This is a genomic window from Streptomyces sp. NPDC051963 (assembly GCF_044593495.1).
In the GTDB taxonomy this organism is placed as follows: domain Bacteria; phylum Actinomycetota; class Actinomycetes; order Streptomycetales; family Streptomycetaceae; genus Streptomyces.
The window spans coordinates 187,092-204,009 of record NZ_JBIUCC010000004.1; the positions used below are offsets into that span (position 1 = coordinate 187,092).

General features: G+C 71.5%; 15 protein-coding genes and 1 pseudogene. 4 read left to right on the forward strand and 12 right to left on the reverse strand.

What is annotated here, in order from left to right; translation table 11 throughout:
• The first annotated feature begins 95 nt into the window (after window positions 1–95).
• The 3 genes from mhpD to dmpG are packed head-to-tail and all read left to right on the forward strand — an operon-like array spanning window position 96 to window position 2,841.
• Window positions 96–908: a 2-keto-4-pentenoate hydratase gene (gene mhpD / locus ACIHFB_RS17605; RefSeq protein WP_365273923.1), complete on the forward strand. Its 813-nt coding sequence runs from the start codon at window positions 96–98 to the stop codon at window positions 906–908.
• Window positions 905–1,837, forward strand: a complete 933-nt coding sequence (locus tag ACIHFB_RS17610; protein ID WP_365273926.1) for an acetaldehyde dehydrogenase (acetylating) — start codon at window positions 905–907, stop codon at window positions 1,835–1,837. The genes mhpD and ACIHFB_RS17610 overlap by 4 nt, the downstream gene beginning before the upstream one ends.
• On the forward strand, window positions 1,834–2,841 hold the full coding sequence (dmpG, locus tag ACIHFB_RS17615) for a 4-hydroxy-2-oxovalerate aldolase (protein ID WP_365273929.1): 1,008 nt from the start codon (window positions 1,834–1,836) through the stop codon (window positions 2,839–2,841). Before ACIHFB_RS17610 ends, dmpG begins: the two co-directional genes overlap by 4 nt.
• A gap of 15 nt (window positions 2,842–2,856) precedes the next feature.
• Here dmpG and ACIHFB_RS17620 read toward each other — a convergent pair whose 3' ends face one another.
• The 7 genes and pseudogenes from ACIHFB_RS17620 to ACIHFB_RS17650 all read right to left on the reverse strand — a co-directional run.
• Window positions 2,857–3,366, reverse strand: a complete 510-nt coding sequence (locus tag ACIHFB_RS17620) for an O-acetyl-ADP-ribose deacetylase (RefSeq protein WP_365273932.1) — start codon at window positions 3,364–3,366, stop codon at window positions 2,857–2,859.
• Window positions 3,363–4,772, reverse strand: coding sequence for an NAD(P)/FAD-dependent oxidoreductase (locus ACIHFB_RS17625; RefSeq protein ID WP_365273935.1), 1,410 nt, complete (start codon window positions 4,770–4,772; stop codon window positions 3,363–3,365). The genes ACIHFB_RS17620 and ACIHFB_RS17625 overlap by 4 nt, the downstream gene beginning before the upstream one ends.
• Before the next feature lie 133 nt (window positions 4,773–4,905).
• On the reverse strand, window positions 4,906–5,763 hold the full coding sequence (locus ACIHFB_RS17630) for an inositol monophosphatase family protein (protein ID WP_365273938.1): 858 nt from the start codon (window positions 5,761–5,763) through the stop codon (window positions 4,906–4,908).
• Between the two features lie 86 nt (window positions 5,764–5,849).
• Window positions 5,850–7,676 carry a gamma-glutamyltransferase family protein gene (locus tag ACIHFB_RS17635; protein WP_400127267.1) on the reverse strand — a complete coding sequence of 609 codons (1,827 nt, stop codon included), beginning with the start codon at window positions 7,674–7,676 and terminating at the stop codon, window positions 5,850–5,852.
• A 46-nt stretch (window positions 7,677–7,722) separates the two neighbouring features.
• Window positions 7,723–8,688: a hypothetical protein gene (locus ACIHFB_RS17640; protein WP_365273944.1), complete on the reverse strand. Its 966-nt coding sequence runs from the start codon at window positions 8,686–8,688 to the stop codon at window positions 7,723–7,725.
• Entirely contained in the window at window positions 8,688–8,936 is a 249-nt protein-coding gene (locus ACIHFB_RS17645) for a hypothetical protein (protein ID WP_365275137.1), read from the reverse strand. The genes ACIHFB_RS17640 and ACIHFB_RS17645 overlap by 1 nt, the downstream gene beginning before the upstream one ends.
• 92 nt (window positions 8,937–9,028) lie before the next feature.
• A pseudogene (locus ACIHFB_RS17650) lies at window positions 9,029–9,340 on the reverse strand (CHAT domain-containing protein); the annotation flags it as partial.
• 142 nt (window positions 9,341–9,482) lie between these two features.
• Between ACIHFB_RS17650 and ACIHFB_RS17655 the strand changes: the two are divergent.
• Window positions 9,483–10,145 (forward strand): hypothetical protein, encoded by a 663-nt coding sequence (locus tag ACIHFB_RS17655; protein WP_365273947.1) that lies wholly within the window; start codon window positions 9,483–9,485, stop codon window positions 10,143–10,145.
• A gap of 17 nt (window positions 10,146–10,162) precedes the next feature.
• Here the strand turns inward: ACIHFB_RS17655 and ACIHFB_RS17660 are convergent, their stop codons facing one another.
• From ACIHFB_RS17660 to ACIHFB_RS17680, 5 genes are all read right to left on the reverse strand, one after another.
• Window positions 10,163–11,689, reverse strand: a complete 1,527-nt coding sequence (locus tag ACIHFB_RS17660; protein ID WP_365273950.1) for an NCS1 family nucleobase:cation symporter-1 — start codon at window positions 11,687–11,689, stop codon at window positions 10,163–10,165.
• A 133-nt stretch (window positions 11,690–11,822) separates the two neighbouring features.
• Window positions 11,823–12,842, reverse strand: coding sequence for a TIGR03842 family LLM class F420-dependent oxidoreductase (locus tag ACIHFB_RS17665; RefSeq protein ID WP_400127268.1), 1,020 nt, complete (start codon window positions 12,840–12,842; stop codon window positions 11,823–11,825).
• Between the two features lie 11 nt (window positions 12,843–12,853).
• Window positions 12,854–14,257 carry a dihydropyrimidinase gene (gene hydA / locus ACIHFB_RS17670; RefSeq protein WP_400127269.1) on the reverse strand — a complete coding sequence of 468 codons (1,404 nt, stop codon included), beginning with the start codon at window positions 14,255–14,257 and terminating at the stop codon, window positions 12,854–12,856.
• An 88-nt stretch (window positions 14,258–14,345) separates the two neighbouring features.
• Window positions 14,346–15,188 carry a nitrilase-related carbon-nitrogen hydrolase gene (locus ACIHFB_RS17675; RefSeq protein ID WP_365273959.1) on the reverse strand — a complete coding sequence of 281 codons (843 nt, stop codon included), beginning with the start codon at window positions 15,186–15,188 and terminating at the stop codon, window positions 14,346–14,348.
• Window positions 15,189–15,343: 155 nt separating this feature from the next.
• Window positions 15,344–16,912: a PucR family transcriptional regulator gene (locus tag ACIHFB_RS17680; protein WP_400127270.1), complete on the reverse strand. Its 1,569-nt coding sequence runs from the start codon at window positions 16,910–16,912 to the stop codon at window positions 15,344–15,346.
• Window positions 16,913–16,918: the final 6 nt, after the last annotated feature.

The following is a 16,918-nucleotide window of genomic DNA, read 5'->3' on the forward strand; positions in this document are numbered from 1 at the left end:
CGCGCTGTTCCGTGTCACGGAACAAAGTTTGTCCTCCGGCACGGGCGCTGTCTATACCGGTGGGGAACGCACGCTCGCTCCCCAGGAGGCAACCCATGCCGACCGAGCCCGACGCCGCTCCCCCGGCCGTGGTCAAGGCCGCCGACGCGCTGGCGGAGGCCACCCGCACCGGGGTCACCTGCCCGCCGGTGCGGACACTGGTCGACGATCTGGAGTCGGCCTACGCCGTACAGCAGCTCAACGTACGCCGCGGCCTGGACGCCGGGCGCCGTGTCGTCGGCCGCAAGATCGGCCTGACCTCGCCGGCCGTGCAGCGCCAACTCGGCGTGGACCAGCCGGACTTCGGGGCACTGTTCGCGGACATGGCGGTGGCCGACGGCGGCGAGGTGCCCGCCGGCCGGCTGCTCCAGCCCAAGGTGGAGGCCGAGGTCGCGCTCGTCCTCGGCCGCGATCTGCCGCACCGCGCGTGCACGGTCGTGGACGTGCTGCGCGCGGTGGACTTCGCCCTGCCCGCGCTGGAGCTCGTCGACAGCCGCGTCACCGGCTGGGACATCTCCCTCGTCGACACCGTCGCCGACAACGCCTCCTGCGGTCTGTACGTCCTGGGTGGCCGGCCCGTGCCGCTCGCCGGCGTCGACCTCCGCGCCGTGACGATGACCATGACCCGCGGTGGCGAGACCGTCTCCGAGGGCACCGGCGCCGACTGCCTGGGCAGCCCCCTCAACGCGGCCGTCTGGCTGGCCTCGGCCCTCGCCGAGCGGGGCGATCCGCTGCGTGCGGGTGACCTCGTGCTGACCGGGGCCCTGGGTCCGATGGTCCCGGCCGCTCCCGGCGACGCGTTCGAGGCCCGGATCTCGGAGCTGGGCTCCGTGCGGGTCGCCTTCGCCACGAACGGAGACTCCGAGTGAGCACGAAGATCGCCATCATCGGCTCCGGCAACATCGGCACCGACCTCATGATCAAGGTCCTGCGGCTGTCGGAGAGCCTCGAAATCGCCGCGCTGGCCGGCATCGACCCGGACTCCGACGGCCTGGCCCGCGCCCGCCGGCTGAAGGTCACCACCACGCACAAGGGCGTCGAAGGGCTCGTCGGACTGGACGAGTTCGCCGACGTCGAGTTCGTCTTCGACGCGACCTCGGCCGGCGCCCACCGCCACCACGAGGACGTCCTGCGCCCGCTGGGCCGCACCCTCGTCGACCTCACCCCGGCGGCCCTCGGCCCCTACGTGGTCCCACCGGTCAACGGCGACGCCCACCTCGACGCCCCGAACGTCAACATGGTCACCTGCGGCGGCCAGGCCACCATCCCGATCGTCGCCGCGGTGGGGGCGGTCACCCCGGTCCACTACGGCGAGATCGTCGCCTCCATCTCCTCCCGCTCCGCCGGTCCCGGCACCCGGGCGAACATCGACGAGTTCACCGAGACCACCTCCGCCGCCATCGAGAAGGTCGGCGGCGCCGCCCGCGGCAAGGCGATCATCGTCCTCAACCCGGCCGAGCCCCCGCTGATCATGCGGGACACCGTGCACTGTCTGGTCTCCGACTGCGCCACCGAGGCGGTCACGGCGTCGATCGAGGACATGGTCGCCCGCGTCCAGGCGTACGTGCCCGGCTACCGGCTCAAGCAGAAGGTGCAGTACGAGAAGGTGGCCGCCGACGATCCCCTGCGCACCCTCGCCACCGGGGTGGACGAGCCCCTGAAGGTGTCCGTCTTCCTCGAGGTCGAGGGCGCCGCCCACTACCTCCCGGCCTACGCCGGAAACCTCGACATCATGACCTCGGCCGCGCTGCGCACCGCGGAACGCATGGCCGCGCACGTCACGGAGGCCGTCAAGTGACCACGCTGTACGTCCAGGACGTCACCCTGCGGGACGGCATGCATGCCATCCGCCACCGCTACACCGTCGAGCAGGCCCGCTCCATCGCCGCCGCCCTGGACGCCGCCGGAGTGGCGGCCATCGAGATCGCGCACGGCGACGGTCTGGCCGGCTCCAGCATCAACTACGGCGTCGGCGCCCACACCGACTGGGAGTGGATCGAGGCCGTCACCGGCGTCGTACACCACGCGATCCCCACGACCCTGCTGCTGCCCGGCATCGGCACGGTCCACGACCTCAAGCAGGCCCACTCGCTCGGTATCCGTTCGGTGCGCATCGCCACCCACTGCACCGAGGCGGACATCTCCGCACAGCACATCGCCGCCGCGCGGGAGCTGGGCATGGACGTCGCCGGGTTCCTGATGATGTCGCACATGGCCGAACCGGCCGAACTCGCCCGGCAGGCCAAGCTGATGGAGTCGTACGGCGCACAGTGCGTGTACGTCACCGACTCCGGCGGCCGCCTCACCATGGACGGGGTCCGCGACCGCTTCCGCGCCTACCGGGACGTCCTCGACCCGGCGACCGGGCTCGGCATCCACGCCCACCACAACCTCGCCCTGGGGGTCGCCAACACCGTCGTCGCCGTCGAGAACGGCGCCGTCCGCGTCGACGCCTCCCTCGCGGGGCAGGGTGCGGGCGCGGGGAACTGTCCGCTGGAGGCGTTCGTCGCCGTGGCCGATCTGATGGGCTGGGCGCACGGCTGCGACCTCTTCCCGCTCATGGACGCCGCCGACGACCTCGTACGACCGCTTCAGGACCGTGAGGTGCGGGTGGACCGCGAGACGCTCAGCCTCGGCTACGCGGGCGTCTACTCCAGCTTCCTGCGGCACGCCGAGACGGCCGCCGCCCGGTACGGCCTGGACACCCGGAGCATTCTGGTAGAGGTCGGCCGACGGGGCATGGTCGGCGGCCAGGAGGACATGATCACCGATATCGCGCTGGATCTGGTCGGCCGGTCCTAGGCACGCGCTCGTCCGTCATCCGACCTGAGCTGTGAACGCCTGATACGCCCGCTCGTCGAAGAGGACGAACCTGACCTCCTCGACCGACGACTGTGCCGCCCGTACCGTCTGCACCGCGATCCGGGCGGCGTCCTCCATCGGCCAGTGGTAGACGCCGGTGGAGACGGCCGGGAACGCGACGGTACGGGCGCCCAACTCGTCGGCCACACGCAGCGATTCCCGGTAGCAGGAGGCGAGCAGGTCGGAGCGGTCCTCGGTACCGCTGTGCACCGGGCCGACGGTGTGGATCACCCAGCGTGCGTCGAGTTCGCCCGCTGTCGTGGCGACCGCCCGGCCGGTGGGCAGGCCCTTTCCGTACTGCGAGGCGCGCAGCTCCCGGCACTCCTCCAGGATCGCGGGGCCGCCGCGCCGGTGGATGGCACCGTCGACACCGCCTCCGCCGAGCAGGGAGGAGTTCGCGGCGTTGACGATCGCGTCGGCGGTCTGCCGGGTGATGTCGCCCTGGACGAGCGTGATGGTGGTCATGTCTGCCGCAGCCTCCTCCAGACGGCCTTCGCCGCGTTGTGCCCCGACATGCCGTGCACTCCGGGTCCCGGCGGGGTCGACGACGAGCAGATGAAGACGGCCGGGTGCGGGGTGCTGTACGGGAACAGGGAGAGCTTGGGGCGCAGCAGCGTCTGGAGTCCGGAGACGGCGCCGGAGGCGATGTCGCCGCCGACATAGTTGGCGTTGCGGGCGGCGAGCTCGGGCGGGCCCGCGGTCGCGCGGGCGAGGACCCGGTCGCGGAATCCCGGTGCGAACCGCTCCAGTTGGCGCTCGATGGCGTCGGTGAGGTCGCCGGTCCAGCCGCTCGGCACATGGCCGTAGGCCCAGAAGACCTGCTTCCCGGCCGGGGCCCGGGTGGGGTCGACGACACCGGGCTGGACCGTGATCATGAACGGCCTGTCCGGTGCCCTGCCCTCCCGGGACGCGGCACGCAGGGCGGCGCCGATCTCCGCGCTGTCCGCCCCGATCTGCACGGTGCCGGCGACGCGGGCCTCCGGCGCGGTCCACGGCACCGGGCCGTCCAGCGCATAGTCGATCTTGAAGACCGCGGGGCCGTACCGAAAGCCCTCGTAGTACCCGCCGAAGCCCGCGATACGGGCCAGTGCGGTGGGCGAGGTGTCGAAGACGTAGGCGCGGGCGGGCGGCAGGTCGTCGAGGCGCTTGACCTCGTAGTCGGTGTGGACGGTGCCGCCGAGGTCCTTCAGATACGAGGCGAGGGCGTCGGAGATCGACTGGGAGCCGCCGCGGGCCACCGGCCAGCCGCGGGCGTGCGCGGCCAGTGCGAAGACCAGGCCGATGCCGCCGGTCAGAATGCCGTTCAGCGGGGCCATGACGTGGGCCACGAGTCCGGCGAACAGCGTCCTGGCGCGCTCGTCCCGGAACCGGCGGGTCAGCCAGGTCGACGGGGGGATGCCGACGAGGCCGAAGCGGGCGAGGGTCACCGGGTCCCGGGGCAGCGAGGTGAGCGGCAGGGACATGAAGTCCCGGGCCAGGGTGTCCCACCTGGGCAGGAAGGGCTCGACCAGTCGGCGGTACGTGCCTGCGTCGCGTGGCCCGAACGACGCGGCCGTCTCGGCGACCGACCGGGCCAGCACGGCGGCGGTGCCGTCGGTGAAGGGGTGCGCCATGGGCAGCTCTGGGTGCAGCCATTCCAAGCCGTGCCGCTCCAGGGGCATCGCCCGGAACGCCGGTGAGTTGATGCCGAGGGGGTGCGCGGCGGAGCACGGGTCGTGACGGAAGCCGGGGAGGGTCAGCTCCTCGGTGCGGGCTCCCCCGCCCACGGTGTCGCGGGCCTCGAAGACGGCCACGGAGAAGCCGCGCCGGGCCAGCTCCACGGCGGCCGTCAGTCCGTTCGGCCCCGCACCCACCACGACGGCATCGAGCATCGACGGCACCTTCGGACTCCTTCGTCAGCCGATGGCCACTGAAAGGTCAGGATATGCCTGGGCACTGACAGTCCTCGCGCCGCGGTGGGGTCGGGCGTGCGTCCGGCGGGGGACGGAGCCGGTCATGGCGTCGTCACTGGATCCACGGGTACGGCTCGGACAGCAGCTCCACGACCCGGCGAGCCGTGGCCTCGTCGCGTGCCGCGGTGAACGGCAGTGTGTTCCCGCCGGTGATGCGGAACGGCTCCCCCGCGAGCGTGCGATGGGCGCCGCCCGCCTCCTCGACCAGCAGCAGGCCCGCCGCGTGATCCCAGGCGGCCTCCCAGGAGAAGGCCGTCGCGTCCAACTCGCCGCGGGCGACGGCGAGATACTCCAGTCCGGCGGAGCCGCAGGCGCGCGGTGCGACGCCGTCCGTCCACAGACCGAGCAGCGAGCGCTTCTGCTCGTCCGTCGTGTAGTCCGGGTGGGAGGTGGCCACGCGCAGGTCCCGGCCGGGGGCGGGAGGTCCGGCGTGCAGCCGCTCGCCGTCGAGGAAGGCGCCACCGCCCCGCACGGCCGTGGCCAGTTGGTCACGGACGGGGGCGTACGTCCAGGAGGCGAGCACCACTCCGCGCCGGGCCAGTGCGACCAGAGTGCAGAAGCCGGCGTCGCCGTGCACGAACTGCCGTGTTCCGTCGACGGGGTCGACGATCCAGACCGGGGCGTCGTCCTGAATCGCCTCGTATGTCGCGGGGTTGGCGTGCACCGCTTCCTCGCCGACCACGACCGAGCCGGGCAGTAGCTTGCCGAGTGCCTCGGTGAGGTACTGCTCGGCCTTGCGGTCGGCGTCCGTCACCAGGTCGTGCGGGCCGCTCTTCTGGTCGACCTCGTGCGCGGCCAGCTGGCGGAAGCGCGGCATGATCTCGGCGGCGACCGCCTCGCGGACCGCTTCTTCCACGTCCGCGGAGTGACGCGTGAGAAACTCGTCGATGGTTTCGGTGTCTTCGATCATGCCTCCATGAGAGCATGCGTCACTGACAATCCCCGCCCGCCCCATGTACCCCGGGTGGAATCGGGATGAACAACCCTCTTCGGGAGTCAGCGCCCCACCGCGTACCCCTGCATCCCCCGGGGATTCGCCGCCGCCGACAGAATGCCGCTCTCCGGATCCCGTGCGACCGCGCACAACCGCCCCTCCGACCACGGGTCGCCCACGGTCACGTCGTGCCCGCGCTCCCGCAGCCCCTCGACGACCTCCCCGTCCGTCCGGGACTCCACGGTGACGCTGCCCGGGCGCATACCGCGCGGATAGAAGGAGCCGGGGAAGGAGTCGTTGTGCCAGTTCGGGGCGTCGATCGCGCCCTGGAGGTCGAGGCCGCCGCGGACGCGGGCGCGCAGGGCGACCGCGAGGAAGAAGTGCAGCTGCCACTGGTCCTGCTGGTCCCCGCCGGGCGTGCCGAACGCCATGACCGGCACCCCGTGGCGCAGCGCGATGGACGGTGTGAGGGTGGTGCGCGGACGGCGGCCCGGGGTGAGCGAGTTGGGCAGGCCCTCGTCGAGCCAGGTCATCTGGAGCCGGGTGCCGAGCGGGAAGCCCAGTTCGGGCACGACCGGGTTGGACTGGAGCCAGCCGCCGCTGGGCGTGGCGGCGACCATGTTGCCCCAGCGGTCGACGACATCCAGGTGGCAGGTGTCGCCGCGGGTCGTGCCGTCGGCGCCGACCTCCGGCTCCCCGGGGAGGGGGGACGCGGGCCCCTTGGCGACGGTCGGCTCGCCGGCGCCCATCGGGCTGAACCCGGGGGCGTCGGTGACCACCACGCGCGCGTGCGTGCTCAGTCGCGGAGTGCGCCCGCCCGGGCTGCCGGGCCGCAGTTCGTACGAGGCCTTGTCACCGACGAGCGCTCGCCGGGTGGCGTTGTAGTCCGCCGACAGCAGCTCGTCGAGCGGCACCTCGGCCGCGTCGCCGTACCAGGCCTCCCGGTCGGCCATGGCGAGCTTGCAGCCCTCGACGAGCAGATGGACGTAGTCGGCGGAGCCGTAGGGCGGCAGTTCGGGCGGGAGCAGCGCCAACTGCTGGAGGAGGACGGGGCCCTGGCTCCAGGGGCCCGCCTTGCACAGGGTCCAGCCGTTCCAGTCGTACGTCGCCGGCGCCTCGTACGTCGCGGACCACCCGGCGAGGTCGGCGGCCGTGAGCGTGCCGGTGTGCCGCTCGCCGCTGGTGTCCATGGTGGGCCGCGCGGCCTGCCGTACCAACGCCTCGGCGATGAACCCGGAGCGCCACACCTCGCGCGCCGCCTCGATCCGCGCGTGTCGGTCCCCGGCCCCGGCGACCTCGGCGAGCAGCCGCTTCCAGGTGGCCGCGAGGGCGGGGTTGCGCAGCAGCTCACCGGGCCGGGGCGCCCGGCCGCCGGGCAGGTACACCTCCGCCGACGAGGTCCACTCCGTCTCGAACAGCTCCCGTACGGTCTCCACGGTCGCGCCGACGTTCTCCACGGGCGCGTGGCCGTGTTCGGCGTACCCGATGGCGTACTTCAGGACGTCGTCGAGGGACTTGGTGCCGTGGTCGCGCAGCAGCACCATCCACGCGTCGAACGCCCCGGGCACGGCGGCGGCCAGCGGGCCCGTCCCGGGTACGAGATCCAGACCGAGCCCCTTGTAGTGCGCGACCGTCGCCCCGGCCGGCGCGACCCCCTGTCCGCACAGCACCCGCACCTCGCCGCCCTCCGGCGCGAGCAGGATCGGCACCTCACCGGCCGGCCCGTTGAGATGCGGCTCGACGACATGCAGCACGAAGGCGCCCGCCACGGCGGCGTCGTACGCGTTGCCGCCGTCCTCCAGGACGGCCATCGCCGACTGCGAGGCCAGCCAGTGCGTGGAGGAGACCATGCCGAAGGTGCCCTGGAGTGTGGGTCGGGTCGTGAACATGCAGCGTGCCACCTCACCGTGCCGGAACGATCAACCGTCCCCCCGACTATCGCACTTGCGCTCCGCCGGGGTCCGGGTGAGCCGCCGTGACCGGCAGGTTGCGCAGGTAGAACTGGGCCAGTTCGTCCCACAGCCGGCGTTCCTGCCCGAGGTCGGCGGGTACGGCGAGTTCCAGATGGCGCAGAAGGGCATGCCGGTGCAGGTCGAAGACGACCCGTACCTCCTCGCCGTAGGCGCCGGCGGCCTGGAGGGTCGCCCGGTGCGCGGCCCATACGACCGGCCAGGCCAGCAGGGTGAGCCCGGCCGGCGCAAGATGCCCGCCCCGGGCCAGGAGGACGAGGGGCCAGACGGTGCCGAAGACGGCGGACAGCCCGAGCAGGCTCACACCGGCGTCCAGGGCGGTGCGGGCGGCGGCGACCCGGCCGGTCGCCTCCGGCGCGAGCAGCGGGTACAGCCGGGACCAGACGACGACCGCGTCGATGCCGTAGCGCTCCAGCGGGTAGTACTCGGCGGCGCGCAGCCGGTTGCCCAGCGCCGTCGGCAGGCAGCCCTCCGCGAGCCGGGTCGGCGGCGGGTAGACGCTGAGCAGGTGGCCCGACAGCGCCGACGCCCAGGTGTGCTCGCCCGCCGCACGCAGCTCCGCCACCCTGGCCCAGCCCGCCCTGGCCAGGTCCCGCTGCCGGTCGGTACGGCGCCGCCGGATCCCGCGCAGCGCCCGCCGGTCCGGCCAGTAGCCCTCGAGCGCCCGCAGTACCGGCAGGTGGAACAGGGCGAGCAGATATGCGGCGCCGACCAGGCCGAGCACGATCCACAGCGCCGCCATCAGCTGACCGGACGCGCCGTAGTCCTGCCAGGCCCTGAGCGCGTCCGCCGGAGTGTGACCGGTGGCGGCGAGGCCCACCGCCCCTGAGGCGCCGGCGGCCAGCAGGACCGGGAGCAGTACGGCGAGCAGGAACCGGGACCCGAGGAGGCGTTCGGCGCCGCCCAGGCCGACTTCGAGCAGCGTGTTCACTACGGCTTCCGGACCATGAGGTCGCCCCGGGTGCAGCGCGGCGGCTCGGCGGGGTCGTAGTAGTCCACGGCCTTCTCCTCACCGTGCTCGGGGCACTCGAAGATCAGGGCGGTCAGCGACCAGCCGGGCAGCCCGGTTGCCGCGGGTGTGGCGTAGCCGTCGCGGTCCACGGCGCGGAAGTCGTCCGGCTGGACCTTCTCCTCGTCCGGCGTGTCCGTGTGGTCCTCGGGCTGTCCGGAGGCGCCCATCGGCTCCCCTCCTCGGTGGTTCGTCGGAGTCCGCCCAGCATGGCGAAGGCACCCCACAGTCCCGGATGCCCGAAGCGGGAGTCTGCCATGAGTCCCAGCTGGGCTCCGCGCACGGCATCGGTCAACTGCGCTCCCGGGCGACCGAGTTGGCCGTACAGCAGCTCGTCGAAGCGCAAGGCCGCGTCATCGCGCACCGGCCACTGCGGGGCGACTACGGTCTCCGCACCGGCTGCGAGGAAGGCGGCGGCCGGCCCCTCGCCCTCGCCGCCGAGGCTGCGGCGTTCCGCACCGGCGCGGCAGCCGCTGCGGTTGACCAGGGCGGGCGCGCCGTCGGGGCGGGCGGCGCCGCCACTCTCAGATCGGCGAACCCGGCGTCGATCGCGTGCGCGCTCATAAGCACGCATAGCGCACCCAACTGCCCTGGCCCGAGTCACCGCACAGGCACGGAGCGAAGTTTCGCTTCCGGCCCACAGGGACTCGTGTGACACTGGCGTCCCGTCCGCAGTGCGGACCCCCGTCCGCACCGTCCCCCACGAGAAGTGCGCTGTGCGTTCGCTACCTCTGCCGCTCACCCTGTCCGCGCGTCTGGCGCCGGTCGCCGTGCTCGCCGTGTCGGGCTGGGCCCTGTCGTCCGGCCCCTCGGCGCCCGCCGCCGAGAACAAGGCCGGCCAGGACAACGGGTCCCAGTCGCCGACCGCACCCGCCACCTCGGCGGCGTCGAAGGCGTATGACGGCGCCCCCGCGCCGTGCAAGAGCGTGCCCGAGAAGACGGTCAAGTCCCTGGTCCCCGGCGCCAAGACGGCCGGCAAGGAGATCGCGTCCACGGACTCGAAGGTGCGCCGCACCTGCTCCTGGAACGCCCTCAAGGGATACGACTACCGCTGGCTCGACGTGTCCTTCGAGGTGATGGAGTCGGAGGCGGCGGCGGAGAAGTCGTACAAGGAACGCATATCGGACGACAGTGGCGGCGGCGAGGTCCCCGGAGTGGGTCAGGCGGGCTACTCCGTGGTGAACCTCACCACGGAGGACAAGCAGCAGACCCGCGAGGGCGTCGTGGTGGTCCGCTCGTCCAACGCGCTGGTGGTCATCACGTACAACGGCAGCGACTTCGAGTCGAAGAAGGCGCCCAGCACGGACGAGATCAACAAGGGCGCCATCAAGGCCGCCAAGGACGCGGTGGCGACGCTGGAGGACGGCCAGAAGAGCTGACCGTCCTCCGACTCCGGTCAGCCGGCCGCCTTCTCCCGACCGCGCAGCAGCATCAGGCCCAGGTACAGCACCATCGAGGTGCCCAGGCCCACCGCCCAGCCGTAGTCGGCCAGCGACGACAGCGCCGGGATGGGCCGACCGTCGAACAACGGGGCGAAGCTGGCGCCGCCGACGGCCAGGACACCGCCGACCACGAAGGCGACGACGGCCCGCCAGTTCCAACCGCCCTCGTACCAGTAGCGCCCGCCGGGGCGGTACAGGTCGACGAGGTCGAGCTTGCCGCGGCGCAGGATCCAGTAGTCGGCGATGAGAATGCCGGCGACCGTGCCGAGCAGCCCGCCGACCAGACCGAGCCAGGTGAAGATGTAGCCCTCCGGGTCGGAGTACAGCTTCCACGGGAAGATCAGCACACCGATGACACAGGTGGCCAGCGCGCCCGCCCGGAAGGTGATCCGGCGGGGCGCGATGTTGGAGAAGTCGAAGGCCGGGGAGACCAGGTTGGCCGCGACGTTCACGGACAGCGTCGCCACCAGCACGGTCACCAGCGCGAACAGCAGGCCCGCCACATTGTCCGTCTTGGCCGCCAGCTCGACCGGGTTCCAGATCGGCTCGCCGTACACCGCCTGCGAGCCGGACGTCACCATCACCGACAGGAACGCGAACAGCGTCATGGTCGTGGGCAGACCCAGCGCCTGGCCCCACATCTGGGCCTTCTGGCTCTTGCCGTAGCGGGTGAAGTCCGGGATGTTCAGCGACAGGGTGGACCAGAAGCCGATCATGCCCATCAGGGAGGGCCAGAACAGCTTCCAGAAGTCGCCGCCCCAGCCGAGCTTGGAGGGCTGGTCGAGCAGCGGGCCGAAGCCGCCAGCCTTGTTGCTCATCCAGATCAGCATCACCAGCGCGCCGACGATCACGAAGGGCGCCGCCCAGTTCTCGAAGCGGCGGATCGTCTCCATGCCCCGGTAGATGATCGCGACCTGGATCGCCCAGAAGATCGCGAACGACAGCCACATGGTCCAGGCGTAGCCGCCGATCTTCCCGGCGTCGCTCCAGCCGTTGCCGATGAGCTTTCCGGCCAGGAAGTAGATCGCCTCGCCGCCGATCCAGGTCTGGATGCCGAACCAGCCGCACGCCACCAACGCCCGTACGACGGCGGGGAGGTTGGCGCCGCGGATGCCGAAGGAGGCACGGGCGAAGACCGGGAAGGGGATGCCGTACTTCGGGCCCGCGTGCCCGGTGAGCAGCATCGGCACCAGCACGATCACATTGGCCAGGGCGATGGTGAACACCGCCTGCTTCCAGTCCATGCCCACCGCGATCAGACCGGAGGCCAGGGTCCAGGAGGCCGTGTTGTGGGCCATGCCGACCCACAGCGCGGAGAAGTTGTACGTGGTCCAGGTGCGCTTCTCGACGGGAACCGGCAGCAGGTCCTCGTTGGCGTAGGGGCCGCTCGGGACGGGGGCGTCCGGAGCGATCTCCACCCGGCCGTCGGCGAGGGTGACTTGAGAGGACGGCGGTATGGCCGTGGGAGCGGTGTCGGTCATGGGCAGGCCAATCAATGAGGGGTGGGTCCGGAAAGGCCGTGCGGGGTTCCGGCCCCCTCCCCGGGGACGGCCGGGGAGGGGAGAACTGGAGTGGGGGGGACGGGGAGTCGAGCGGTGGTCGTGCGTACTCGGGTCAGCCGTTGACGGCGGGGATCACCTGTGACCCGTACGCGTCGATGGTGGCCTCCTGCGCGTCGTGCATGTCGTAGACGGCGAACTGGTCGACGCCCAGCGCACGCAGCGCGTCGAGCTTCTCGATGTGCTTCTCGACCGGGCCGATGATGCAGAACCGATCGACGATCTCGTCGGGCACGAACTTGGTGTCGGGGTTGTCGCTGCGCCCGTGGTGCGAGTAGTCGTACCCCTCACGGGCCTTGATGTATTCCGTGAGTTCGTCGGGTACGGCGGCAGAGTGCTCGCCGTACTTCGACACCAGGTCGGCGACGTGGTTGCCGACCATCCCGCCGAACCAGCGGCACTGCTCGCGGGCGTGGGCGAGCGCCTCCGGGGAGTCGTCCTCGGTGACGTACGCGGGGGCGGCGACGCAGATCTTCACCTCGGACGGGTCGCGTCCGGCGGCGACGGCGGCGTCCTTGACGGCCTTCACCATGTACTCGGTGAGGTAGAGGTCGGACAGCTGGAGGATGAAGCCGTCGGCCTCCTCGCCGGTCATCTTCAGGGCCTTCGGCCCGTACGCGGCCATCCAGACCGGGAGTTCGGCGTCCTCCTTGATCCAGGGGAACTTGACGACCGTGCCGCCCAGATCCGCCTCCTGGCCCGAGGCGAGCGCCCTGATGACCTTCATGGCCTCGCTGATCCGGGCGAGGGTGTTCGGGGTGCGGCCCGCGACGCGCATCGCGGAGTCGCCGCGGCCGATGCCGCACACGGTGCGGTTGCCGAACATGTCGTTGAGGGTGGCGAAGGTGGAGGCGGTGACCTCCCAGGTGCGGGTGCCCGGGTTGGTGACCATCGGGCCGACCGTCAGTTTCGTCGTGTTGGCGAGGATCTGGCTGTAGATCACGAACGGCTCCTGCCAGAGCACGGCGGAGTCGAAGGTCCAGCCGTACGTGAAGCCGTTGCGTTCGGCCCGCTTCATCAGGCTGATGACCTTCGAGGCCGGCGGGTCGGTCTGCAGGACGAGTCCGAAGTCCATGTGCGCCACTCCTAGTTGAGGTACTGACAGGTGGAGCGCGGGGTGTAGACGCCGTGTCCGGCGTGTCCGGTGTACTCCCGCTCGGTGATGACGAGTTCGCCGCGCGAGAGGACCGTCTCGACCCGGCCGGTGGTGCGCTTGCCCTCGTACGCCGAGTAGTCGACGTTCATGTGGTGCGTCCGGGCGGACATGACCTGCTCGGCGTGCGGGTCGTAGATGACGACGTCGGCGTCGGCGCCCGGCGCGATGGTGCCCTTCTTCGGGTACATGCCGAACATCCGGGCCGGGGCGGCGCAGGCGATCTCGATCCAGCGCCGGCGGCTGATGTGCCCGTCGACGACGGCCTGGTGGAGGAGGTCCATACGGTTCTCGACGCCCGGCAGACCGTTGGGGATCTTGGAGAAGTCGCCCCGGCCCAGCTCCTTCTGGCCGACGAAGCAGAAGGGGCAGTGGTCGGTGGAGACGACCTGGAGGTCGTTCGTCCTCAGGCCCTGCCACAGCTTGGCCTGGTGCTCCTTGGGCCGCAGGGGCGTGGAGCACACGTACTTCGAGCCCTCGAAGCCGGGCTCGGCGAGGTTGTCGGTCGACAGGAACAGATACTGCGGGCAGGTCTCCCCGAAGACGTTCAGCCCCTCGTCGCGCGCCCGGGCCAGCTCGGCGACCGCCTCCGTCGCCGAGACGTGCACGACGTACAGGGGCGCACCGGCGACCTGCGCGAGCTTGATGGCGCGGTGGGTGGCCTCGGCCTCCAGGAGGGCCTTGCGGACCTCGCCGTGATAGCGCGGATCGGTCTCCCCGCGCGCCAGCGCCTGTTCGACCAGCACATCGATCGCGATGCCGTTCTCCGCGTGCATCATGATCAGTCCGCCGTTCTCGGCGGAGCGCTGCATGGCCCGCAGGATCTGGCCGTCGTCGGAGTAGAAGACGCCCGGATACGCCATGAACTGCTTGAAGGAGGTCACCCCCTCCTCCACCAGCAGGTCCATCTCCTTCAGCGTCTCCTGGTTCACATCGGAGACGATCATGTGGAAGCCGTAGTCGATGGCGCAGTTGCCCTCCGCCTTCGCATGCCAGGTGTCGAGGCCCTCGCGGAGGCTGTGCCCGACGCTCTGCACGGCGAAGTCGACGATCGTCGTCGTACCGCCCCAGGCGGCGGCCCGGGTGCCGGTCTCGAAGGTGTCGGAGGCGAAGGTGCCGCCGAACGGCAGCTCCATGTGGGTGTGGGCGTCGACCCCGCCCGGGATCACGTACTTCCCGGTGGCGTCGATGACCCGCTCGGCGGTCCAGGCCTCGGCGGCCGGGGTGCCGGATGCGGCGAGGGCGGCGATACGGCCGTCCTCGATCAGGACGTCGGCGTGGATCTCGTCGGACGCGGTGATGACGAGACCACCGCGGATGACGGTACGGCTGCTCATGACACTCCGCTGGGTTGTGGTGGGTAGGTGCGGGTCGTGTGGCCGGACGCTGCCCCGCGCCCCCGAGGGGACGCGGGGGGCCTGCTGTCTACGGTGCGGTCAGCGGCTCGTACGCGTCCGGGCGGCGGTCGCGGTAGAACTGCCAGCGGTCGCGGACCTCGCGCAGCTTGGCCATGTCCAGGTCGCGGACGACCAGTTCGCTCTCCTTGTCGCTGGCCACCTCGCCGACGAACTGGGCCTCCGGGTCCACGAAGTAGGTCGTGCCGTAGAAGTCGTTGTCGCCGTACTCCTCGACGCCCACCCGGTTGATCGCACCGACGAAGTACTCGTTGGCGACGGCCGCCGCAGGCTGCTCCAGCTGCCACAGATAGGCGGACAGGCCGCGCGAGGTGGCCGACGGGTTGAACACGATCTCGGCACCGGCGAGACCCAGCGCCCGCCAGCCCTCCGGGAAGTGCCGGTCGTAGCAGATGTAGACGCCGATCCTGCCGACGGCCGTCTCGAAGACCGGCCAGCCGCTGTTCCCCGGACGGAAGTAGAACTTCTCCCAGAATCCCGGCACCTGCGGGATGTGGTGCTTGCGGTACTTGCCGAGGTACGAGCCGTCCGCGTCGATCACGGCGGCGGTGTTGTACAGAACGCCGGGCTGCTCCTCCTCGTACATCGGCAGGATCAGCACGATGCCGTGTTCCTCGGCTAGCGCCTGGAAGCGCTTGACGATCGGCCCTTCCGGGACCGCCTCCGCGTACTCGTAGAACGCCTTGTCCTGGACCTGGCAGAAGTACGGCCCGTAGAACAGCTCCTGGAAACACAGGACTTGAGCACCCTGCGCGGCCGCGTCGCGCACCGCCTGCTCGTGCACCTGGATCATCGACTCCTTGTCGCCCGTCCACGCGGTCTGGAAGAGGGCGGCACGAATCACTCTGCTCATCGGGACCTCCGGTCGCTCGGTGTGCGGCGAGCCTAGGAAGTCCGGAGATCCGGATTGAGTTGCACCGTGTCACGTCTGCGGGGGTCCGGCGTGGCACGGTGTCACCCTCGCGTGGGCCCATGTTTCACCACCGTTTTCCCAGGTCGTTCCATGTTTCAGCTCTGTTGCGCGTCATGCGCCAGGAGTGCGATGTGTACCGAGGCGGCCTGCTCGAAGTCGTCGAGGTCGACGCCGAGCCGCCCCTGTATGGCCTCCAGCCTGCGATACAGCGCGGGCCGTGAGACATGGTGGAGCTGTGCGGTGCGGGACTTGTTGCGGCCGGAGGCGAGGTAGGTACGCAGGACCGCCAGCAGGTCCTCCTCCGGTTCGCACAGCAGCCCGTCCAGCTCCCGTTCCGCGAAGGACTGCACATGCGGGTCGTCGCGCAACAGCCGGATCAGGCCCCGCAGATGGACGTCCTTCAGGCGTACGACGGCCGGGAGGTCCAGGACCGCCGAGGAGTCGGCCACGGCGTCCGCGACGTGCTGCGCCTCGCGCAGTCCGGCGGGTACGTCGTCCCAGGCGGTCCGCGGACCGGCCGCGGCGACCACGGACTCGCCCGACTCGGTTCGCAGCCGCGCCGCGAAGTGCGCCGTCAGCACGCCCGCGTCCTGGTCCCTGGCCAGGCTGAGCAGCACGGCGGTGGCGCCGTCGGCGAGCTCGGCGACCAGGCCCGCGAGCCCCAACAGGCGGAGCATACGGTCGAGTTGGGCCGGATCGCCGTCCCGCACGACGAGCGGCACGAACGTCCGCCGGTTGACCGGGAGCCCGGCCGCCCGCGCCCGGGGCAGCAACTGCCTGGCCGGTACGACACCGCTGACCAGGTCGGTGAGCAGCCCCTGCGCCGACTCCTCCTCCCAGGAGTGCGCGGTGCCGCCGCCGAGCATGCGGTGCAGCACGAGGGCCTCGGCGGCGCGGTCGGCGAGCAGCCGTCCGGCGGCCGTGTCCCCGCGGTACCCGCAGAGCATGATCTGCCCCCACCGCTCCCCGCGCCCGCCCAGCTCGGCGCGGATCCAGCCGTCGCCCTCGCTCCCGCCCGCCTGCCGGGCGATCCGCTCCCAGTCGCGCAGCACGTCGTCCACCGCGGGCCGCTCCCCCGCCGTGGCGAGGACGCGGTGCGCGAGGTTGGTGACGACGACCGGGCAGGCGCTGTGCTGGGCGACCTCGTCGAGCAGCCGTTGCAGCGGCGCGCCCGCGGTGATGAGTCCGGTGAGCGCGGTCCGTACCGCCTCGGAGAGGCTGACGGCGGCGAACTTCCGCCGTACGAGCCGGGACTGGACCTCCTCGGTCAACTCGGCGAAGGGGAAGGGGCGATGGAGCACGACCATCGGCAGGGCGCACCGCTCGGCCGCCCGGCGCATCACGTCCGGCGGGGTCGGGAAGGCGCGGCCGAGTCCGAGGACCACGGCCGCGGCCTCCGCGCGGTGCAGGGACCTGATGTACTCGACCTGCTTGTCCTCGTCCCCGGCCAGCAGCACGCCCGTCGTCAGCACCATCTCGCCGCCGCTGAGCATCACACCCACGTCGGCGGCCTCGGCGACATGCACCCAGCGCACGGGCCGGTCGAGCTGGCTCGCGCCGGCCACCACCTCGGGCTCCCCGGCGAGCACCCGTTCCAGGGTGAGGACCTGGCGGACCGACAGGGCGGGTTCCAGGGTCCCCGAGGTCTCCGGGGTGGTGGTCATGGCGTG

Bases quoted from the DNA above. Each gene is read 5' to 3' on its own strand.
- ACIHFB_RS17625 (WP_365273935.1), bottom strand. From the start codon at position 4,772: ATGCTCGATGCCGTCGTGGTGGGTGCGGGGCCGAACGGACTGACGGCC.
- ACIHFB_RS17665 (WP_400127268.1), bottom strand. From the start codon at position 12,842: ATGGACTTCGGACTCGTCCTGCAGACCGACCCGCCGGCCTCGAAGGTC.
- ACIHFB_RS17635 (WP_400127267.1), bottom strand. From the start codon at position 7,676: ATGTTCACGACCCGACCCACACTCCAGGGCACCTTCGGCATGGTCTCC.
- mhpD (WP_365273923.1), top strand. From the start codon at position 96: ATGCCGACCGAGCCCGACGCCGCTCCCCCGGCCGTGGTCAAGGCCGCC.
- hydA (WP_400127269.1), bottom strand. From the start codon at position 14,257: ATGAGCAGCCGTACCGTCATCCGCGGTGGTCTCGTCATCACCGCGTCC.
- ACIHFB_RS17645 (WP_365275137.1), bottom strand. From the start codon at position 8,936: ATGGGCGCCTCCGGACAGCCCGAGGACCACACGGACACGCCGGACGAG.
- ACIHFB_RS17680 (WP_400127270.1), bottom strand. From the start codon at position 16,912: ATGACCACCACCCCGGAGACCTCGGGGACCCTGGAACCCGCCCTGTCG.
- ACIHFB_RS17630 (WP_365273938.1), bottom strand. From the start codon at position 5,763: ATGATCGAAGACACCGAAACCATCGACGAGTTTCTCACGCGTCACTCC.
- ACIHFB_RS17660 (WP_365273950.1), bottom strand. From the start codon at position 11,689: ATGACCGACACCGCTCCCACGGCCATACCGCCGTCCTCTCAAGTCACC.
- ACIHFB_RS17620 (WP_365273932.1), bottom strand. From the start codon at position 3,366: ATGACCACCATCACGCTCGTCCAGGGCGACATCACCCGGCAGACCGCC.
- ACIHFB_RS17675 (WP_365273959.1), bottom strand. From the start codon at position 15,188: ATGAGCAGAGTGATTCGTGCCGCCCTCTTCCAGACCGCGTGGACGGGC.